15 protein-coding genes are annotated in these 15,904 nt (G+C 39.9%); 11 read left to right on the top strand and 4 right to left on the bottom strand.

Translation table 11 applies throughout. The annotated features are described in order from the left end of the window. Positions 1–417 precede the first annotated feature (417 nt). Entirely contained in the window at positions 418–1,305 is an 888-nt protein-coding gene (locus tag AVL57_RS20845; RefSeq protein WP_061093809.1) for a hypothetical protein, read from the top strand. Between the two features lie 669 nt (positions 1,306–1,974). Here AVL57_RS20845 and AVL57_RS20840 read toward each other — a convergent pair. Then, the gene (locus AVL57_RS20840; protein WP_061093808.1) at positions 1,975–2,175 is read right to left on the bottom strand and encodes a hypothetical protein; all 201 of its coding nucleotides are present in this window, start codon (positions 2,173–2,175) and stop codon (positions 1,975–1,977) included. A gap of 234 nt (positions 2,176–2,409) precedes the next feature. Between AVL57_RS20840 and AVL57_RS20835 the strand changes: the two genes are divergently transcribed. Together AVL57_RS20835 and AVL57_RS20830 are read left to right on the top strand one after the other, a co-directional pair. Next, on the top strand, positions 2,410–2,703 hold the full coding sequence (locus AVL57_RS20835) for a hypothetical protein (protein ID WP_061093807.1): 294 nt from the start codon (positions 2,410–2,412) through the stop codon (positions 2,701–2,703). Between the two features lie 200 nt (positions 2,704–2,903). Further along, positions 2,904–3,344: a hypothetical protein gene (locus AVL57_RS20830; RefSeq protein WP_061093806.1), complete on the top strand. Its 441-nt coding sequence runs from the start codon at positions 2,904–2,906 to the stop codon at positions 3,342–3,344. 42 nt (positions 3,345–3,386) lie between these two features. Here AVL57_RS20830 and AVL57_RS20825 read toward each other — a convergent pair whose 3' ends face one another. Beyond that, positions 3,387–3,896: a hypothetical protein gene (locus tag AVL57_RS20825; protein ID WP_061093805.1), complete on the bottom strand. Its 510-nt coding sequence runs from the start codon at positions 3,894–3,896 to the stop codon at positions 3,387–3,389. Positions 3,897–4,025: 129 nt separating this feature from the next. Here AVL57_RS20825 and AVL57_RS20820 point away from each other — a divergent pair, with 129 nt between their 5' ends. The 8 genes from AVL57_RS20820 to AVL57_RS20785 all read left to right on the top strand — a co-directional run bounded on the left by AVL57_RS20820 (position 4,026) and on the right by AVL57_RS20785 (position 14,082). Beyond that, positions 4,026–7,346, top strand: a complete 3,321-nt coding sequence (locus AVL57_RS20820; protein ID WP_061093804.1) for a UvrD-helicase domain-containing protein — start codon at positions 4,026–4,028, stop codon at positions 7,344–7,346. Next, complete coding sequence (locus tag AVL57_RS20815) at positions 7,343–7,753, top strand: hypothetical protein (protein ID WP_061093803.1); 411 nt, start codon at positions 7,343–7,345, stop codon at positions 7,751–7,753. The genes AVL57_RS20820 and AVL57_RS20815 overlap by 4 nt, the downstream gene beginning before the upstream one ends. A gap of 121 nt (positions 7,754–7,874) precedes the next feature. Continuing rightward, positions 7,875–8,291, top strand: a complete 417-nt coding sequence (locus AVL57_RS20810) for a hypothetical protein (RefSeq protein WP_156454892.1) — start codon at positions 7,875–7,877, stop codon at positions 8,289–8,291. Between the two features lie 131 nt (positions 8,292–8,422). Beyond that, positions 8,423–8,935, top strand: coding sequence for a L5-gp82 domain-containing phage-derived protein (locus AVL57_RS20805; protein WP_061093801.1), 513 nt, complete (start codon positions 8,423–8,425; stop codon positions 8,933–8,935). Between the two features lie 480 nt (positions 8,936–9,415). Then, positions 9,416–10,006, top strand: a complete 591-nt coding sequence (locus AVL57_RS21475; RefSeq protein WP_242635075.1) for a hypothetical protein — start codon at positions 9,416–9,418, stop codon at positions 10,004–10,006. 118 nt (positions 10,007–10,124) lie between these two features. Beyond that, entirely contained in the window at positions 10,125–10,994 is an 870-nt protein-coding gene (locus AVL57_RS20795; RefSeq protein ID WP_061093800.1) for a hypothetical protein, read from the top strand. Positions 10,995–11,020: 26 nt separating this feature from the next. Further along, positions 11,021–12,097 carry an endonuclease domain-containing protein gene (locus AVL57_RS20790; protein ID WP_061093799.1) on the top strand — a complete coding sequence of 359 codons (1,077 nt, stop codon included), beginning with the start codon at positions 11,021–11,023 and terminating at the stop codon, positions 12,095–12,097. Positions 12,098–12,342: 245 nt separating this feature from the next. Further along, entirely contained in the window at positions 12,343–14,082 is a 1,740-nt protein-coding gene (locus AVL57_RS20785; protein ID WP_061093798.1) for an LA2681 family HEPN domain-containing protein, read from the top strand. A gap of 300 nt (positions 14,083–14,382) precedes the next feature. Here AVL57_RS20785 and AVL57_RS20780 read toward each other — a convergent pair whose 3' ends face one another. Further along, on the bottom strand, positions 14,383–14,841 hold the full coding sequence (locus AVL57_RS20780; RefSeq protein ID WP_061093797.1) for a hypothetical protein: 459 nt from the start codon (positions 14,839–14,841) through the stop codon (positions 14,383–14,385). A gap of 13 nt (positions 14,842–14,854) precedes the next feature. Then, on the bottom strand, positions 14,855–15,658 hold the full coding sequence (locus AVL57_RS20775) for an LEM-3-like GIY-YIG domain-containing protein (RefSeq protein ID WP_061093796.1): 804 nt from the start codon (positions 15,656–15,658) through the stop codon (positions 14,855–14,857). Positions 15,659–15,904: the final 246 nt, after the last annotated feature.

The raw sequence follows: 15,904 nt of genomic DNA, 5'->3' as shown, positions 1-15,904 counted from the left end.
CAACTTTTGCCTTTCAAATTACCCATTGCGTCGAATACATTTATACAACCAATTGAAGTGGGAGCTGACCTGAATGACTGGATCGAATCTTTATATTATAAATCAATAGTTAAGGCTTCGGATCGAATCTTTAGAAAGATCCTGCGTCATTCAGATCCGGCTTGATCTATTGCGTTATTTAATTAAAGATTACATCAAATAGGTAAGGGGTTTAAATCTTTACTGATTAGCGGAAAATAAAAAACAGAAGATAGGAAGCGCTAAGAAGACAAAACCCGCAACGTGCGCTAACACATGCGGGTTTGAAAACGTAACTTTTTGGAATCGGTTACAGGTCTAATTTTAGCTGATTGACTAGTATGGTCAACAGTTATCGCGTTTTTTATCGGCAAATGATTAATATTTGTTGGTAAAAATATGACAAACAGAAATAAAGATAACGATGTTCTGTTCATGGCCACCTGCATGTTTGAACATCTCACAGATACGGAAGCTTATGTGTTTTCACACATAGCGTATTTCGCATGCCAACAAAAAATCTTCAATCGGACATTTAAGTCCACAACTCAGGCTATCTGTAATAAGACTGGGTACTCACCTAACGCAGTTCGTGCGGCCCTGGACTCGTTGATAGAAAAAAAATTCTTACAAGAGCCCGAACTCGATCCAAAAGCTCCACGTCAAAAGTACACCTACTATGATGAAATATCTCACACGCTTACTATTGGTGAGCATGCCTATGCTATTGAATATGCTAAATGGCTTGAGATAGCACTTAAGGATGCAAAGACGAAGAGTGCTGGTGGCCTAGTTAGGGAAATCACATTTTTCAAAGTTTACGTTGGCAAATTTAACAAAAAAACCAACACCCTCAAGTTAAACCAGTCTAAGCACATGCATAAACTACTTATCTTGCATGGGTACCTTTATAATCAAACGAACTGGAACATGAAGAAATTCCGACCTTCTCTTAATCGGGGAGTACGGTTCTTAGCTTTAGCATTTCAGTGGTCTCAGAATACAATTCGCCGTTTAATAAATAGTTTATCTGATCTAGGTTTCGTGAAATATGAATTCAAGGATAAGGCAGTTACCTTCGTAGCCGTAAATGCCATAGAAAAGTTAACCGGCTTTCTAAACGTACTTCGAGAAACGTTACAAAGCGATAACCTCTCCACTAATCACATCCCAGCTGTAACACAAGGCCCACTTAGCGCGCCTGATGCATTACCCCGACCCAAAAGAAGTTTCAAGCCATCAACCCCCGCTGAAGCAGCAGCCTTTCTTAATAATCTGAAAGCATAGAAACTCTTCTTTCAAGCAACAAAACTCCAATTACTATTTAAATTATTCAACACCCTTGCCTTAAGCCTCCATTGCGCCTAAAGATCAGGCCAAAGGGCGAGCTTAGGTGCCGTATATTAGTCTAAGAGCTTAGGTTTAACTTCTGTACATTCAACTTTGTTCACATCAAGACTCCATTCGTGCGCACTTATAGCTTCACTGATTTCCATTGGTGAGCAGTGATTTACTTTGAAGAGCAAGAACCGACATTGGTGCGTTTTAAACAACCATTAGTGCGGACATTAAATGATGTATTAAATGTTTTTAGATTTTTAAAGATGGCTAACGCCTCATTACTTAAATCTTATTTCTAAAAACAAAAGAAAAAAACTAAGAGCGTAATTGTTTGTATAAAAATAAGTAACAAGCAGAGGAGGGGAGGATGAATTGAAAACGGCATCAAAGTACATCCATCAAGGAAGTAACTATTCCATTGATGAGTATAGTTTTACTTTGCAGGTCACTTATCGACGTTGATGAGCTGAGAACAGCCATAGGTGCCTACATTAAATGTAGTTCTAAATGTTTTTAGATTTTTAATATGGCAAAACAATCATTATGACGACCAACTAACAATAGATGAGCATGATGTAGCGTGGAGCTTAATTCATTTTCTATAAACAGCGGTTTTTAGTCAGCGGAGATATACCTGGGCTCACACGCGAAATCATCGTTCTCAAATTTAGCGCCTCCCAATATGTCATATAACTCAGTATCAGTGATTGAAAACCAATAAGGAATAGTCGACATAAAATCATTTTCTGACATCGTTTTATCGACATTAGTTTGTTTAATTTTTACCTGAAAGAAGTCTGGTAGTTTCATTGGCATGTAAAACCCTTGGAAATTTAAAAGTTTGATTAAAAGTCGACGATACACGAATACTTTTAGGTCGCAAATAAACGCCTTCCCGCTAAACCAGATAACAAATCGCTGTATTACTCGCAAATAAAGGTTCTGGCACTAAAAACATATAAACTAGAAGATGCGAAGCCGGAGAGTGAGTGAGAAGGGGCACCATAGCCCCTATAATAAAACCTTACAGATACAAACAGCGGATCAAAAATGACGACAGTTAATCAGTTTGTGAGTAGCTTAGAATCACGTACTGTTCACATTAGTAAGCCTGTAGAGCTCCAATACGCTAAAGATGTGGATGACATAGAAGATTACATAGAGAAGTCTTTTAAACGTAAGCTTTGTGCTACGGTCATTGCAAACATGGCTCAAAATGAATCTATTTCGAGTGACTTAATTGAACACTTTGCGAAACGACTAGAAACGGAAGATGGGCTTCAAACACTGACAGCACATTTTCTATCGATGTTTATCTACGCTCAGCCTATTAGCTCACAATAGGCCGTAACAATGGGAGTGTAGAGCATCGACACTGCCAATAATGCCAAATTATTAGAGTATGAGAACTTATACCAAAGTATAGTGGCATATTCTGATTACCCCTGTATCTGTCAATTTTTGACATACTCAATTAGCCGCAAATCCTCTATAAATTCCCTGTTGAGAGAAATAAAGAACAAAAAGATAAACAGGAATTAACCGTGATTACTGATAATACAACCAAACAACTTAGCATCCAGACTTTTGACGCATGGACGGGAAAGGAGCTAAACACCTCTCACACGGATAGTGACATGATGGTTAAGATGCAACTTTCGGTAGGTAAAATCGATGTTGACTTACGGCCTACTGAAATAATTGATGGCAAGAGATTTATTTTTCCTGCTGAAGCCAAATGGCGATGCGTTGAGCCTAACGGCGTCGTATATTGGTCTGAACAGCGTTTGAAAAAATATTGTGATGAAGACACAAAAGAGCCACTGGGCTGGGGAGCAAATAAGCACCCAATTCATTACACTAATGAGAATGGGTACCTAAGAACAGTAACGCAAAAATTGGAGCCTGGTATGTGGCTTCATTCTTGGACTCGTATACCTCGTCAGGAAAATAGAAGTAAAAGGCTTTTCCTTGATTTAGATTGATTCGTATTTTAACCCTCTTACTCAACCAACCAGCCTTTTCTATCAGCTCAATGCCGAGCGTACTTCATCAAAGTTTGACAAGAAATATTGATGAAGTGCGCTGGTATGCTGCTCAGTCAGTTTGTCATAGTCTTTTCTCGCCACTTCTAACAGTAACTTATCGTCGTGTTCCATTAGCTCGATACGTAACCGAACATCAACATCATTTTCAATACAATCCATAAAAAGCTTAACCCATGGCGAATTAGATTCTAAAAGGCTTCTTTCGAATTTGCTCAGAAGTTCGTTGAGCTCTGGAGTGACTAACCCCCCCCCAAACATAAATATGTTATGAAGTAACGGCCCGCAACTTCCTATCACTAAATTTGATTTCATTTTTGTCTGTTGAAAAATTCGATTACTTCCTGCCCACTCTTCTGCAAGCCTTTCATGTTGGAGCACGGGGCGGTTAGCAAGTTTACAAATAGGAAGATATGCGAATATTCCATAGACCAGGGGATAGCTGTCACGCATTTTAGGAGCAGGGCGCTTTTTAAATAGCTTTCGAATCATATGGCCTCCAATATTCATGCACAAAGCATAAACCAGATAGGTCATATCCGATACAGATTACCGGATATGGACGTAATTTTGCGCTGGTACGTTTTGTAGATACGTTGACTGAAAAATAGGAGATGTATTATGCAAGACACGAATATACGTAAAACACTATCAGAACTCACAACACATAAATTGGTAGCTGCCCCTGCTGGCTCAGGTAAGACAACTGAGTCGATTAAATATTTCCTTAACTGTCTATTGCATAGCCTAGAGCCGGAAAACGTACTTTCAATCACCTTCATCAATAAAGCGACTGCTGAGTTGAGGCAGCGACTAGTAAATGAGCTTAAGCGTGCTAAGTTAAATCAGGTACCTAATAGCCCTCATGAAATGCAAATGTTTGAACTTGCCAAAAAGGTGTTGAAGCGTTCAGAAGAAAGAGGCTGGGGGATTTTAGAAAATCCCAATCGTTTGGAAATTAAAACCTTTGATTCCCTCTGCAAAAGTATTGCTGCTATGGCCCCTGCATCAAGTTGTTTTGGAAAAATCACGGCGATATCTGAAAGACCAAACGACCTTTACAGAGCAGCCGCAGAGTCTTTATTGGGGCAATACAAAGAAAACTCTGATTTGGGCGAAGACATCAGAAAGCTGCTTATGCATTTTGATAACAAATTTCCAAAGGCGGTCAACATGCTGGCCGAAATGCTGTCTTACCGCGAGCAATGGCTATCATTGGTTATGGACAGGGACGTCGTAGAGCAGCGTGAAGTTATGGAAAATAACAACGCACAAGTTATCGCTAAATGCGCTGCACCTTTGTTCGATACACTCAATAGTGTCATGGATGAGCTAAAAGACATTGTGGCGTATGCAAAGGGCACAGAATGTAACGTCCACCAGCTAGATTCAGATGCCTTAACAGATGAGCAAACCTTTAAATTTCTTACCTCGTTTAAAGAAGTTTTCTTTACTAAGCAAGGCAAAGTTAAATCTAAATTAACTAAGCGAGAAGGGTTCGGTCCACTTAAAGACATTAAAGATGAAGATGCAAAAGCGCATGCAACCATGATGCGTGAGCAAGCCAGCTGCTTACTAGAGCACTTTCGCGACCTAGATGAAGACATCGTAGGTATTTTAGATAGTGTTGTACCACCAAATTACTCCAACAAAGAATGGGATCTTCTATCAAGTATCTTAACCCTTCTACCAATACTTGCTGCCAAGTTATTGCTTCAGTTTAATAAGCATAAAGAATGCGACTTTGCAGAGATTCAAAACGCGGCATTACGCGCACTAGGGGAAGAAGGTAAACCGAGTGATACGATGCTACGACTTGATAACCGCATTTCCCATATATTAGTAGATGAAGTGCAAGACTGTTCGCCTTTTCAATTTGAGCTTTTAAAGCGTCTGAGTAGCGGGTGGCAAATAGATGATGGTAAAACGTTGTATCTGGTTGGCGATAAGATGCAGTCGATTTATTTATTTCGAGGTGCCGATGTTGGAAACTTTATTCAAGCGTCTGATAATGGCGTAGGACACTTAAACTTAGAGACACACCAACTAACGAGTAACTATCGCTCTCAAGCTGGGATTATCGAATGGGTGAATAGTAAGTTTTCAAGTGCATTTGGCAGCAAAACAGATGCTTCACTTGGTTCAACCACTTATAACCCTTCTGAGGCGGCAAAACCTGCCTTAGATAATGAGGCCGTATCCATCACACGATACGAAGGTCCAAATTGGTTAGCAAGACAAGCTTCTGACATTGTGAATCAAATTCACAAAATACAAAGCGCAGAAAAGAACGCATCTATCGCAGTATTAGGCCGTTCACGCGCTGACTTAGCAACCATCATCGAGCATTTGCGCAAAGGGGAGGTAGGTCATAGAGCGATTGATATTCACCCCCTCGCTTCATTGTCTGTTATTACGGATTTAACTCTACTGACGAAATCAATCTGTGACCTTAGCGATAAGGTTAGCTGGATAGGGTTATTACGCTCTCCGCTTATGGGGCTATCACTAACTGAACTAGAAACCATTGCACAGGAAGGTGGAACAAAGCGAGCCCGATATAAAGATATTATGATTGCGAAACTAAAGTCGGAAAAGACGCTAAGTAAATTAAGCCAAGGCACGGTCGAGCGTATCAAGCGCCTTACTAAGGTTATTGACCAATCAATTCGCCACGCAGAGCGTAAATCTTTAGCCTCAATCATCGAGGGGGCGTTTGTGGTCTTAGGCGGCTTATCAGTGTTGAAAGATGCGAATGAGAAAAATGCATACAAAGCGTTCTTAGAATTGTTGGGTAAATTCAGTTTTGAACAGTTCGATGGCGATAAACTGTCAGACTCCATTGAGAGTTTATTCGCACCGGATGAAAAGTCGTCTGGAATGATTAACCTTATGACCATGCATAAATCTAAGGGTTTAGAGTTTGATTACGTGTTCATTCCAAATAGCCACAAACCAATTAGGCCAGAAGTAACCAAGTTGGTCGATTTTGTGCAAACCTCCATTAAAGGTGAGCGCATTGCGGTATTTGCACCAAATAAATCGTCAAGCTTGACCGAAACTCGTATGAATAAATGTATCCAAGCCATTAAGTCAATGAAAGCTCGCAACGAAGCTATCAGACTGGCTTACGTAGGTTCTACTCGGGCTAAGAAACAACTCTTCATTCTTGGCGAGTCAAAGACTGCTTATCCTGAAAGTAGCTTACTGGGCATGTTAAAAGTTAATGATAGTGAAGCCGTTAAGGTTCTGACAAGCGAGGTTACTGAACAAGAGGTTGATACGTTACCAAAGCGAACGCGACTCACTAAATTGAATAACTTGCACCTTCCAGAAGGCCAAATGTTAGCGTCATCGCGCGGTATCATACATGTGGATAATGAAGCCCCTCCTAAATTTGACTGGATGGTTGATACACACAGAATTATAGGAATAGTTTTTCACGCCACTATTGAAAAAATTGCCGATAAGGGATGGGATGCATTCTTCGCTCAACCGGCTGAAACTAACCGAGCGTATTGGCGAGTATTGCTATTAAAACATGGGATAGCTGATAGCTCTTTATTTTATGCAATAAGAGAATTGGAAGAGCAGCTGCAATACCTTAAGTCCAGCGACTACATGGCATGGGCGTTACAGCAAAGTAATATCGAAGTTGAAAAGCCGATATATACGAAGCGGCTAGGCAAGCTTAAAAAGTTAATAATCGATATAACATTTGAGACTGACAATGCTCGCTATATTATTGACGCGAAAACGAGTAGGCCTTCTCATGGGGAAACTGAGCAAGCATTCGCGCATCGAATGATGGCCCGTTATGCCGAGAAAATGGAATCATACAAAAACTTATTTCCGGATAACGAGACAATTAAAGTTTGCCTATATCTATCGTCCATTGGGAAAATAGCGACATATGATTTCAAAGAGGATGTCGCTGTATGAAGGTTAAAGGCCTATATCCTTTATTGATAGGTTTGGTTGTGGGTGGGTTAGTTATACCGCTCACAGCAATGCTAGGGATTGTTATTACTCTTTTTAAAGGAAAGGGGGATAACTCATCTCTAAGCAAAATAGAATATTGGTCTTTACTATGGGCGTATGCGATGGCATTGTTTTCACCCTACCACCTCGATATTTTAGTAGTGATTGGTGTGTTGTTCGGGGTATTGGCAATTTGGAAAGTTAAAACACGTCTTTTTAGTTTAATGACGATGATAGGGCAGGGAGTCTTGATTGTTTTAAGCCCAACCCTGGCACTTATTAATAACCCCGAAGTCCTCCAGCTAACATTTGGTGTTTATGTTTTGTTTTACATAACAAGTATTTATTTATACACAAAGGTTAAATGATTTTTACTTAAAAAAATCCCTGTATCTGGTGTAATATATGGGATTGTTAGTTAGTCTACTGTGCTGAACTAACCCCAATAATAATTAGATATTACATGGAATGTTAAGGGTGAAGGCTGTTATGCAGAGTAGTAAAAATCCTGAAACTGATGTCGAACATGAATACGATGAGCTTATCAAAGATATAAAAGCCCATTTAGATAATGCTCAAATTCCAGATGAATTTAAGAAACGTAGCGTTGAAGAATGGGAAGATGATCCTAGCTTCAACGACTATGTCGTTAGAAAGATGTATAGCATGTTAGCCCGTAATTACATGGTTAATTTGGTGCTGGCTGGGCGTTTAGAAAAAGAAACCTATTTGCAAATGCTCAGCTTGGGTGAATCTCAAGAGGGGTGTCGCACCATTGCTATAAATTTCATGTTACAGAGCTTGGAAGTACCTCATAATTTTAAGGTACCGGAAGAGTTGGCAGGTCAGCTTTATCATAAGTTCGATCCTGAAATGGAAACGGTGGTTAAAAAGAAACGCCATTAAGATGGCAACAGGCTTCATCACCGGTTGTCATTCCTCCCTCCTTTAGCTGGCTAAAAAGTCCAAAACTGGAAACAAATTCTTAGCCTCATACATTACTTACATCTTCTTACAATCACTAAAATGAGATAGTAATGTACTCTGAGCAATCACAAGCAACTTTCTTTGATAATGTAGAATCCGTTTCAAACTTACCTTGTTCTTTACCAGAATTAATTATTGTCTTTAAAGACAGACAATACGCGCTGGGTATGAGTGTTCGCGGATATCGTGACTTAAACAGTAAAAATAGTGAGCTTTTTTCTATACAAGGTAAAGGCGGTCCGTTATCAGGCAAAGTAATAGATCACTCGGTCAGTGTGGCTATTGATGATGCAACATTCAATGTGCGTGTTGGCGGTCAGCGTAGAACACGTGTTGAAAAACGTCGGTGTGTGCATGCATTTGTGGAAGGTCAATTAACCCAAGTGAAAAAAGATAACATTACAACACTCGGCTCCGACTGGATAGAGGTAACTTACAACCCATTTTATACAGATACTTTTATCGAAAAATCATCGAACAAGGCAGTTTATAAGGCTAAGAAAGCTATCCTGCAACAAGGGAGCGTTTGGTGTAAGGGTTTAAGTTATGAGCCTCCTGCCTGACAAGGGGGAAGGGTACTTGCTCAATTAGAAAGATAGGCAAGCCCGAAGGCAAATGAGTAGCGCCTCAACTATTGCTCTCTAAAGTAAGTTGAAGAGATAGAAACCAAACATGTTTCATATTGATTAGTCATAATCTAGTCTGACATTTTCAATAACAGAATGCGACCAGAGCTAACAGTCTCTTGTGTACGTATTGCTGCCGTTCATTTTTGTCCCTTAAGACACCTATTCGTTTTATTTTACACTCAGCTATTTTGCGTACGCCTGAGCGTATGACTTGGCGGTGTAAAGCTTTAGAATGCTAATAATGAGATATTTATTTGCGAACCGCTCTTTGAATATAAATAGGTTCGTAAAATGCAGGATGTGATGTCATCTCAGTCTCAGCAGGGGATAGCGGGAGGTGGCCTCGTATGATAAAAATTAATATGCGGTTCTAAGGGGCCGCATCATTTAAATGTTAGTTTTTAGGAAACAAGGATGACTATAGAAACGGACGAAGAATTAGCAGCTGCCGTTAAGAAAGCAGGGCTTTTGCTTCAGGAAATTCAAGATTATTGTGGCCGTGAAAATCGCCCAGATGCTAAAGTACGGTTTCCCCGTGGTTACCTGAGAACTGCAAGCGAACAACGGAACCGGCTCAGCTTTGTACAGTCAAAAGAACTTAGGGCGAACCTCTCTTATACATTAATTCTGACAGATAGCGTTCTATGGCTTTTAGTAAGAACAGATATATCTGCTACTGCTAAAGACATGCTAATAAAAATGTTTATTTTTCTCGGTGGCGCTCTTATTGAAGGAATTCTTTCGGATTATTTAGTAGGAATAGTTGGTAAACAACGCTCATTTAAAAAGCGTTCTGAGTATCTTTTAAATCAGGGCATTGTTTCCCAATCATTGCACGACGACTTAAATTGGGTTTGGGATATAAGGAATAATATGCACCTGTTTCTACTCGACGTGCGTGAGTATGAAAACCAATACAACGTCTCATCTCACGTCAGGTGTGCAAACGCTTTTAAAGAATTAATCAAGATTCTAAACGAAAAAGGCCGTATCAATGCAAACTAACATTACGCTATCTGTACTGCCTTCAGTCGCTGGGAAGCGAACACTGGGCCGTTCAGCGATTATAGCCCATGTCTGCGTCCCAAAGCTCAAAGCTTAGCGTTAGGTATCAGGAGACAGAATGGAATACTTGCTCAGCATATTATCTGGTGGCTTTAGTGGTGCGGTTTTGGTTTGGCTTGCCCAAGGATGGATTTCAGAGAGGCTGAAACAATCTATTAAACATGAATACGCGGAAAAATTAGAAAGCTATAAAACTGAATTAAATTCAAAAGTGGAAGCGATTAAGCACGAAAATCAGGTTTCACAACTGCGAACCTCATTGTTCTTTGATCATCAAAGAGATGCTTTTGCAACATTAATAACTAAAATAGCCCAAATCAACAAAGAGTGGGTGTCTCACTATGACCCTGAAGTAGGGTTGTATGAACCTGTTCCTTCAAACGGGCAGAGAGAGTTTGAAGAGCTCTTATATCATCATCAATTGTTTTTAGATGAAGAGTGTTTAATGGCATTGTCATTAGTTAAAGACGCGTATAATCGCTCTCTGCCATTCGATGATGGAAGTGGTGCTCCTCCTCACCAAAATGAATCAAGTCAGCATGTTTCATTTATCGAGTATCTACAGCCAAGAATCGCTTCAGTATTTCGAGGCAAGATTGGTGTTGATTCTGATCCGCAACACCTAATGGATATCGCAGTTTTATCTGCAATTGAACTCGTTAATGGGTATCACTTTTTAGACATGGGGGTTCCTCCTGAAGGAAACCTGTCGACTCGTAGAACCAAAGATGCTTCTGATAAAGTTAAGGTTGGTTTAGATAATATCGATGAGCTAATAACTTTGCTAAGAAGTTTTGATGAATATTTGAGCCGTGATGGGGGCTGGATTCACGAAGCTCAATTAAAGGTAAAGCGAACTTTAAATGTACTGGACAAATGCCTGACAAATCAGAGCACTCGGACGAAACTTGATTGCGCCAGTGTTTGAGGCGTTATACCTAACATGGAGAAATCATGACACGAGATGCAGCAGACATTGAAAATAGACCAAAAGAGTTATTCAAGCTTCCAAATTACGGTTGCTTACCTTCAGGGAGTTTTCAGATAGATTTAAATGGTACTCTCGGTGATTTTTTGGCGCATGACCTATTTGATCTTGATGGAAACCAACCAATAGAGGGCAGAATAGTTGAACTGACGGATGGTCTGATTAACGTAAACCCATCAGATGAAGCTCTTGCATTTTATCGTGAGCGTGGTGACGATTTTCAAATGATCAATGTAGTAGTTTGCTGCTATGCATTTGAAGAAAGAGATGGTCAACTTTTTGGGCTTCCATACCATATATCGTTAAGACCTACACAAAAAAGAGGACTACCATCATCCGTTGGAGTTGATTGGATCGATAAAATCGACTTGGAACGTATTTTAGATGGCAACCCATATTATATGGGCTTCAATCCGTTTTCAAATGCGTTTGGTTTGTATTGTGTTGGTGAGGGAATACCAGTTAACGAGAAAATGTGTTCCGATGTAATAGGGTTTGTTTATAACACCTATTTTCTTGCATCAAAATACAACAAGTCAGACGTTTTAGATCCCGGTTTGTGCACATCATTACTCGGTGAAAGTAAGGGGTTGCTAAATGATTACCGAAAGTTCAGGTTCACTCGATACTTTAAACGATTTAATAACATCGAATCAGTAAAAATCTGGGGATGCGATTCTCCGATAGAGCTTTTTCTGCTTCAAGCTATGCATAGTTTCGGGCTAAAACCTACAATTCAAACCCACATCCTCAGAGACGGTACCATTTTTCCAACTTTACAATCGATGTGGGAAGGTAGCGTTAGAACTAAAGCGCTGAGCAAGACAATCACAGAGGTTGACTTTTACTTTGCTAAACAGCGCGTAGCGATTTTTGTTGATTCTGTAGCTCATCATTCTTCTGAAGAAGCCATAGCTAAAGATAAAGCAATAGATGACAAGCTAGAAGCTATAGGAATACGCAGCATTAGAATTTCTGGTCCCGATATTATGAACTCGCCGATAGCTTGTGCTCAGCGTGTTTTCAATATTATCGAAGGCTAGGTATTACAAGAGACTATGGTGCAAATGACCGAATTTGGCATCAATCAGAAGTTAAAGGACACTACCTATGAAGGTCCGCTTATTGTCTCAAGATGCCCCTGAAGCTGTGGGGCTGTGTACGTATTGAAGAAGTTGAAGCATTGAGACTATAACGGCATTAATGCGCGAATTACGGACATATTACTTATCTTCATGCTAGTTTCTAAAGACTGATTTTTGCTTAAACGGAAAGGTGTGTTTTTAATATGGATATGAAGGAAGAAATTTCTATTGAACTTCACAATGAAATGTCTGCTTTGATGGATGAGTTATGCGATCAAAACGATTTTGATGGCATCATCCAATTGTGTGAAGATTTAGGAGCATACACTCACGATTCGTCACTAATACGATTACACCTGTTCTACAATATCGGTTCTGGATATTCTCATGTTGCAGCTCGACGAGAAATTCAATTCGATAGCAAATCTTCTGGTCTGGCATTGCTTAATTATAGAAAAGCAATGGCCGAAGTTAAGGCTTTTGCGAGAGAGTGTTTTCGTAGTGTCCCGTCTGACGAAGTGATGAATTATTTCTATGATCTTCGTAGTCGAATACTCACCAATATGGCAAATGAGCTGGATTGTCAGGGACGCCGCCTTGAAGCTCTGTCGTATTACGACGACTCGATTGAAGCAAGTAATGTACATGCGATGTTGAGTAAAGCACGATGCCTTTATCAATTTGCACAAGACGTATACGACGACAGCCACGCTTATTATCTACAAAGGGAGTCGTTCAAATGTTACAAGAACGCGTTATCGAGAATTGATGAATTCCCATTAGAGCAGCGTAACAGTATTGAGTCTAACCCATTTCACAATCACTTCCTCAATTGGTTTCAGGAGCAAGAGATACAGTTTGGTTCAGAATTCCCAGAACTCAATACTTTGAGTGGTAGCTCAGCTGATACGAAAAAGGAGAAGGATTACCTCATATGGTGTGCAGAGCATAGGTTGTTTATAAACGAGCTGAATGGAATCTCGACATCTGAAGTTGTAAATCATGATGTGTTATCATTGCCTAGTTTTACAGCACGAATTAATACATTACTCACCACAACCGAAGAGCTTAGCTTTCATGGTCATTTCGATGAAATGAAAACAGATTATTGCTATGCTCGTTACTTGGCGTTTATGGGGAGTTCAATTCCATTATTTGAAGAGCACTTCTTCAATTCAACATTTGAGCATGTTGATACTCTTGATTACGAAATAAACAGTTTAAAGACAAACCATCTTAAGTCTTGCTTTCGGATTAGCTATTCCATTTTTGATAAAATTTCATTTCTTCTCCATCGTTTTTTTGAACTGGATACGATTCAGAATGATCATCAGGTTGACTTCAAAAAGGTTTGGTTTAAACCCCGCAGTCAGGAGCTTAAGAGTATATTCCAAAGTAGTGGGAATGATTACTTTAGGGCACTTTACTTTATTTCACGCGAAATCAGACAAGGAGGGCGAAACACCCCAGATGAGCAAGATCCATCATATTGGTTTGATCCAGACACACTTAGGTTATTTGAAATCAGAAATGCAATGGAGCATCGAGCATTCAAGTTGGTTGATGCTGTATGCCATAGCCACCATAGCAAAGATAACTCAAATGGAATTGAAGAGTGCAGAAGCATGATATTAAACGTCCAGCAGAATATCGAACTCATTAGTCAACAATTATTGCGCGAGCAAGGCAAGAAAGATGAGCTTGAAAACCAACTTGAAAAGCTGAGGGGGCAAGAGTCCAGCTTGGTCAAAGACCTAGATGAAAAAGAGCGTATGAGCTCATATTTTACTATTGTAGGTGTTGAAGAATTTGAGCTACTTACGATGAAATTACTCACCCTAGCAAAAGACGCATTGGTCTATTTGTCTTTGGCTATTCATTACGAAGAATCTAATAAGCCTCAAAATGGACTTGTGTTGCCGTCCTTCGTACCCAAGAAGTAATGTATTTTCAACCGTTTAAATTGCTCTGTAAAACTTAGCGCATTAAGGTTAATGCTTTATTGAGAGGCTATTCATTATGGCGACCTAATAGCACCTGCTCTGATGTCCGCTTTTGACCAAAATAGAAGCAGGAAATCACATCGTTGACCGTCTGCTCTTTGTCTAAAGCCGCCTGTCGGGTTGTGTCTAAACCTATAAATGAAAATTTAAGATCAAGTATAAGTTACTACATTTAATATTTACGTTGCTCGAAGTACCATTATCTAAGCAAGCTTCCATTTCAACCATTGAGATTACCCTCTATCCTTCTCCTATGTAGTCATGAGCTTCGTTAAACTGAATGTGATAAGCGAGAAGATATATGTTGTCATGGGATAGGCGCATCCAATTAGCAGGGCAGTAATCACCATTTAGCTCGATGTCGGCCTGATATTCAGATTCTCTATTTAGCAAACGTGCTGTCGCTCTGGCTATGCTTCGCCATTCAATTTCCACATGGAAGTACTCTTCCGCTATTGCATCTTGCAATCGCAAACCTATCGCTTCCAATGTGTCGACTTCAGCATATTCATCATCACTACTAACAATAAGCGTCTTATTTACAAATAGCTGATGAATATTACCTCGCACTTCATCTGCAAAGTAGGTGATTAGTACAAGCTTAGGCACTTTATCAATTTGCTGTAAAACGTCTGAGGAAGGGGAGTTTAATGCTCCTTCGTACTTCTTGTGCTCAGCGGTTGTCAAACGGGCTTTCATCACTCGTGTTTCCTTACTCTATATGCTTTATCGATTGTTGAGGCCACACTAGGGGTTCGCCATTGAGGGTTATTTTATATTGAGAGTAAGGGAACTCTGCTTTCGTAGCGAGTTGGCCAATAAACTCTTTTAACGTGTTCCCTTCTTGAGCAACACCTGTATTTTGCAACACTTCAATTTGGCGCTTATCGAAAACTGAAGAAAATGTAGTTCCCGCAGGTAGCCAAGACACCACGCGGTATGCACAAACAATTGCGTTACCTACACAAGCAACGGCAATAGTTGGCTTGTCTAAATTCGCTTTTTTCTGAGCAATCCGCCAATATCCTCTGGTAAGATCATATATCTCATGAGCTTCAAGGTCCTCGCGGTAGGATTTAATGTGTAAAAGCGTCAACCTAATATTTTTTTCACGCGCAAATTGCTCTAGTGCATCTAGCTCAATGAAATCCGTGCCTTTTTCAATAGCCACTTGTGCCCATGTTTTAATACCTAGCTTCGTGCCATCGCCACGTTTCAAATTGGTCAGCTTTGTATTGGTACTCAACGCATCAATTAATGCTGCCTCTACGTGAACAGCAACACCATCAGGTAGGTTATGTCTAACGATGTGAATGATTTGAAATTTATCGTAATGCTGTAACAGGGACTTAATTTTCTTCTCTTTTGCAGTGACGGCTTTGTCAAAATCGAAATGCTTGGTTGCACGTTCGTTAGTTCTGTTATTTGGCTTTTTACTTGCCATTCCAACGTAAAATATTTCCTTCGTGCCTGGGTCTACCAAGGCATATACATAGTTTCCAAGCACATCTAACATCTACACACTCCATAATTAGATTATCAACTTCCAAAACAGTGTCACGTTTTCATGATAGACCATGAAAAAAGAAAAAACAGACAGGTATGTCATTCGTGGGGCTTAACAATCCCTTCGAAAATCTGAAGCTAGTATTCGACATCTCCCCCACATAAACTGCTCCGGCCTTGAATCAGCAACAATCCTGCTTTAGTGCTATTTAGATTTTGAAACTTAGCCACGCTAACCGATATGCTTTCGCTATTT

Source organism: Alteromonas stellipolaris, assembly GCF_001562115.1.
Taxonomy (GTDB): Bacteria; Pseudomonadota; Gammaproteobacteria; order Enterobacterales; family Alteromonadaceae; genus Alteromonas; species Alteromonas stellipolaris.
This window is presented reverse-complemented; position numbering and strand designations above follow the sequence as displayed.

What these genes read in the sequence shown, in the direction of transcription:
- AVL57_RS20845 (WP_061093809.1), top strand. Translation starts at nt 418, where the DNA reads ATGACAAACAGAAATAAAGATAACGATGTTCTGTTCATGGCCACCTGC.
- AVL57_RS20840 (WP_061093808.1), bottom strand. Translation starts at nt 2,175, where the DNA reads ATGCCAATGAAACTACCAGACTTCTTTCAGGTAAAAATTAAACAAACT.
- AVL57_RS20835 (WP_061093807.1), top strand. Translation starts at nt 2,410, where the DNA reads ATGACGACAGTTAATCAGTTTGTGAGTAGCTTAGAATCACGTACTGTT.
- AVL57_RS20825 (WP_061093805.1), bottom strand. Translation starts at nt 3,896, where the DNA reads ATGATTCGAAAGCTATTTAAAAAGCGCCCTGCTCCTAAAATGCGTGAC.
- AVL57_RS20820 (WP_061093804.1), top strand. Translation starts at nt 4,026, where the DNA reads ATGCAAGACACGAATATACGTAAAACACTATCAGAACTCACAACACAT.
- AVL57_RS20815 (WP_061093803.1), top strand. Translation starts at nt 7,343, where the DNA reads ATGAAGGTTAAAGGCCTATATCCTTTATTGATAGGTTTGGTTGTGGGT.
- AVL57_RS20810 (WP_156454892.1), top strand. Translation starts at nt 7,875, where the DNA reads ATGCAGAGTAGTAAAAATCCTGAAACTGATGTCGAACATGAATACGAT.
- AVL57_RS20805 (WP_061093801.1), top strand. Translation starts at nt 8,423, where the DNA reads ATGTACTCTGAGCAATCACAAGCAACTTTCTTTGATAATGTAGAATCC.
- AVL57_RS21475 (WP_242635075.1), top strand. Translation starts at nt 9,416, where the DNA reads ATGACTATAGAAACGGACGAAGAATTAGCAGCTGCCGTTAAGAAAGCA.
- AVL57_RS20795 (WP_061093800.1), top strand. Translation starts at nt 10,125, where the DNA reads ATGGAATACTTGCTCAGCATATTATCTGGTGGCTTTAGTGGTGCGGTT.
- AVL57_RS20790 (WP_061093799.1), top strand. Translation starts at nt 11,021, where the DNA reads ATGACACGAGATGCAGCAGACATTGAAAATAGACCAAAAGAGTTATTC.
- AVL57_RS20785 (WP_061093798.1), top strand. Translation starts at nt 12,343, where the DNA reads ATGGATATGAAGGAAGAAATTTCTATTGAACTTCACAATGAAATGTCT.
- AVL57_RS20780 (WP_061093797.1), bottom strand. Translation starts at nt 14,841, where the DNA reads ATGAAAGCCCGTTTGACAACCGCTGAGCACAAGAAGTACGAAGGAGCA.
- AVL57_RS20775 (WP_061093796.1), bottom strand. Translation starts at nt 15,658, where the DNA reads ATGTTAGATGTGCTTGGAAACTATGTATATGCCTTGGTAGACCCAGGC.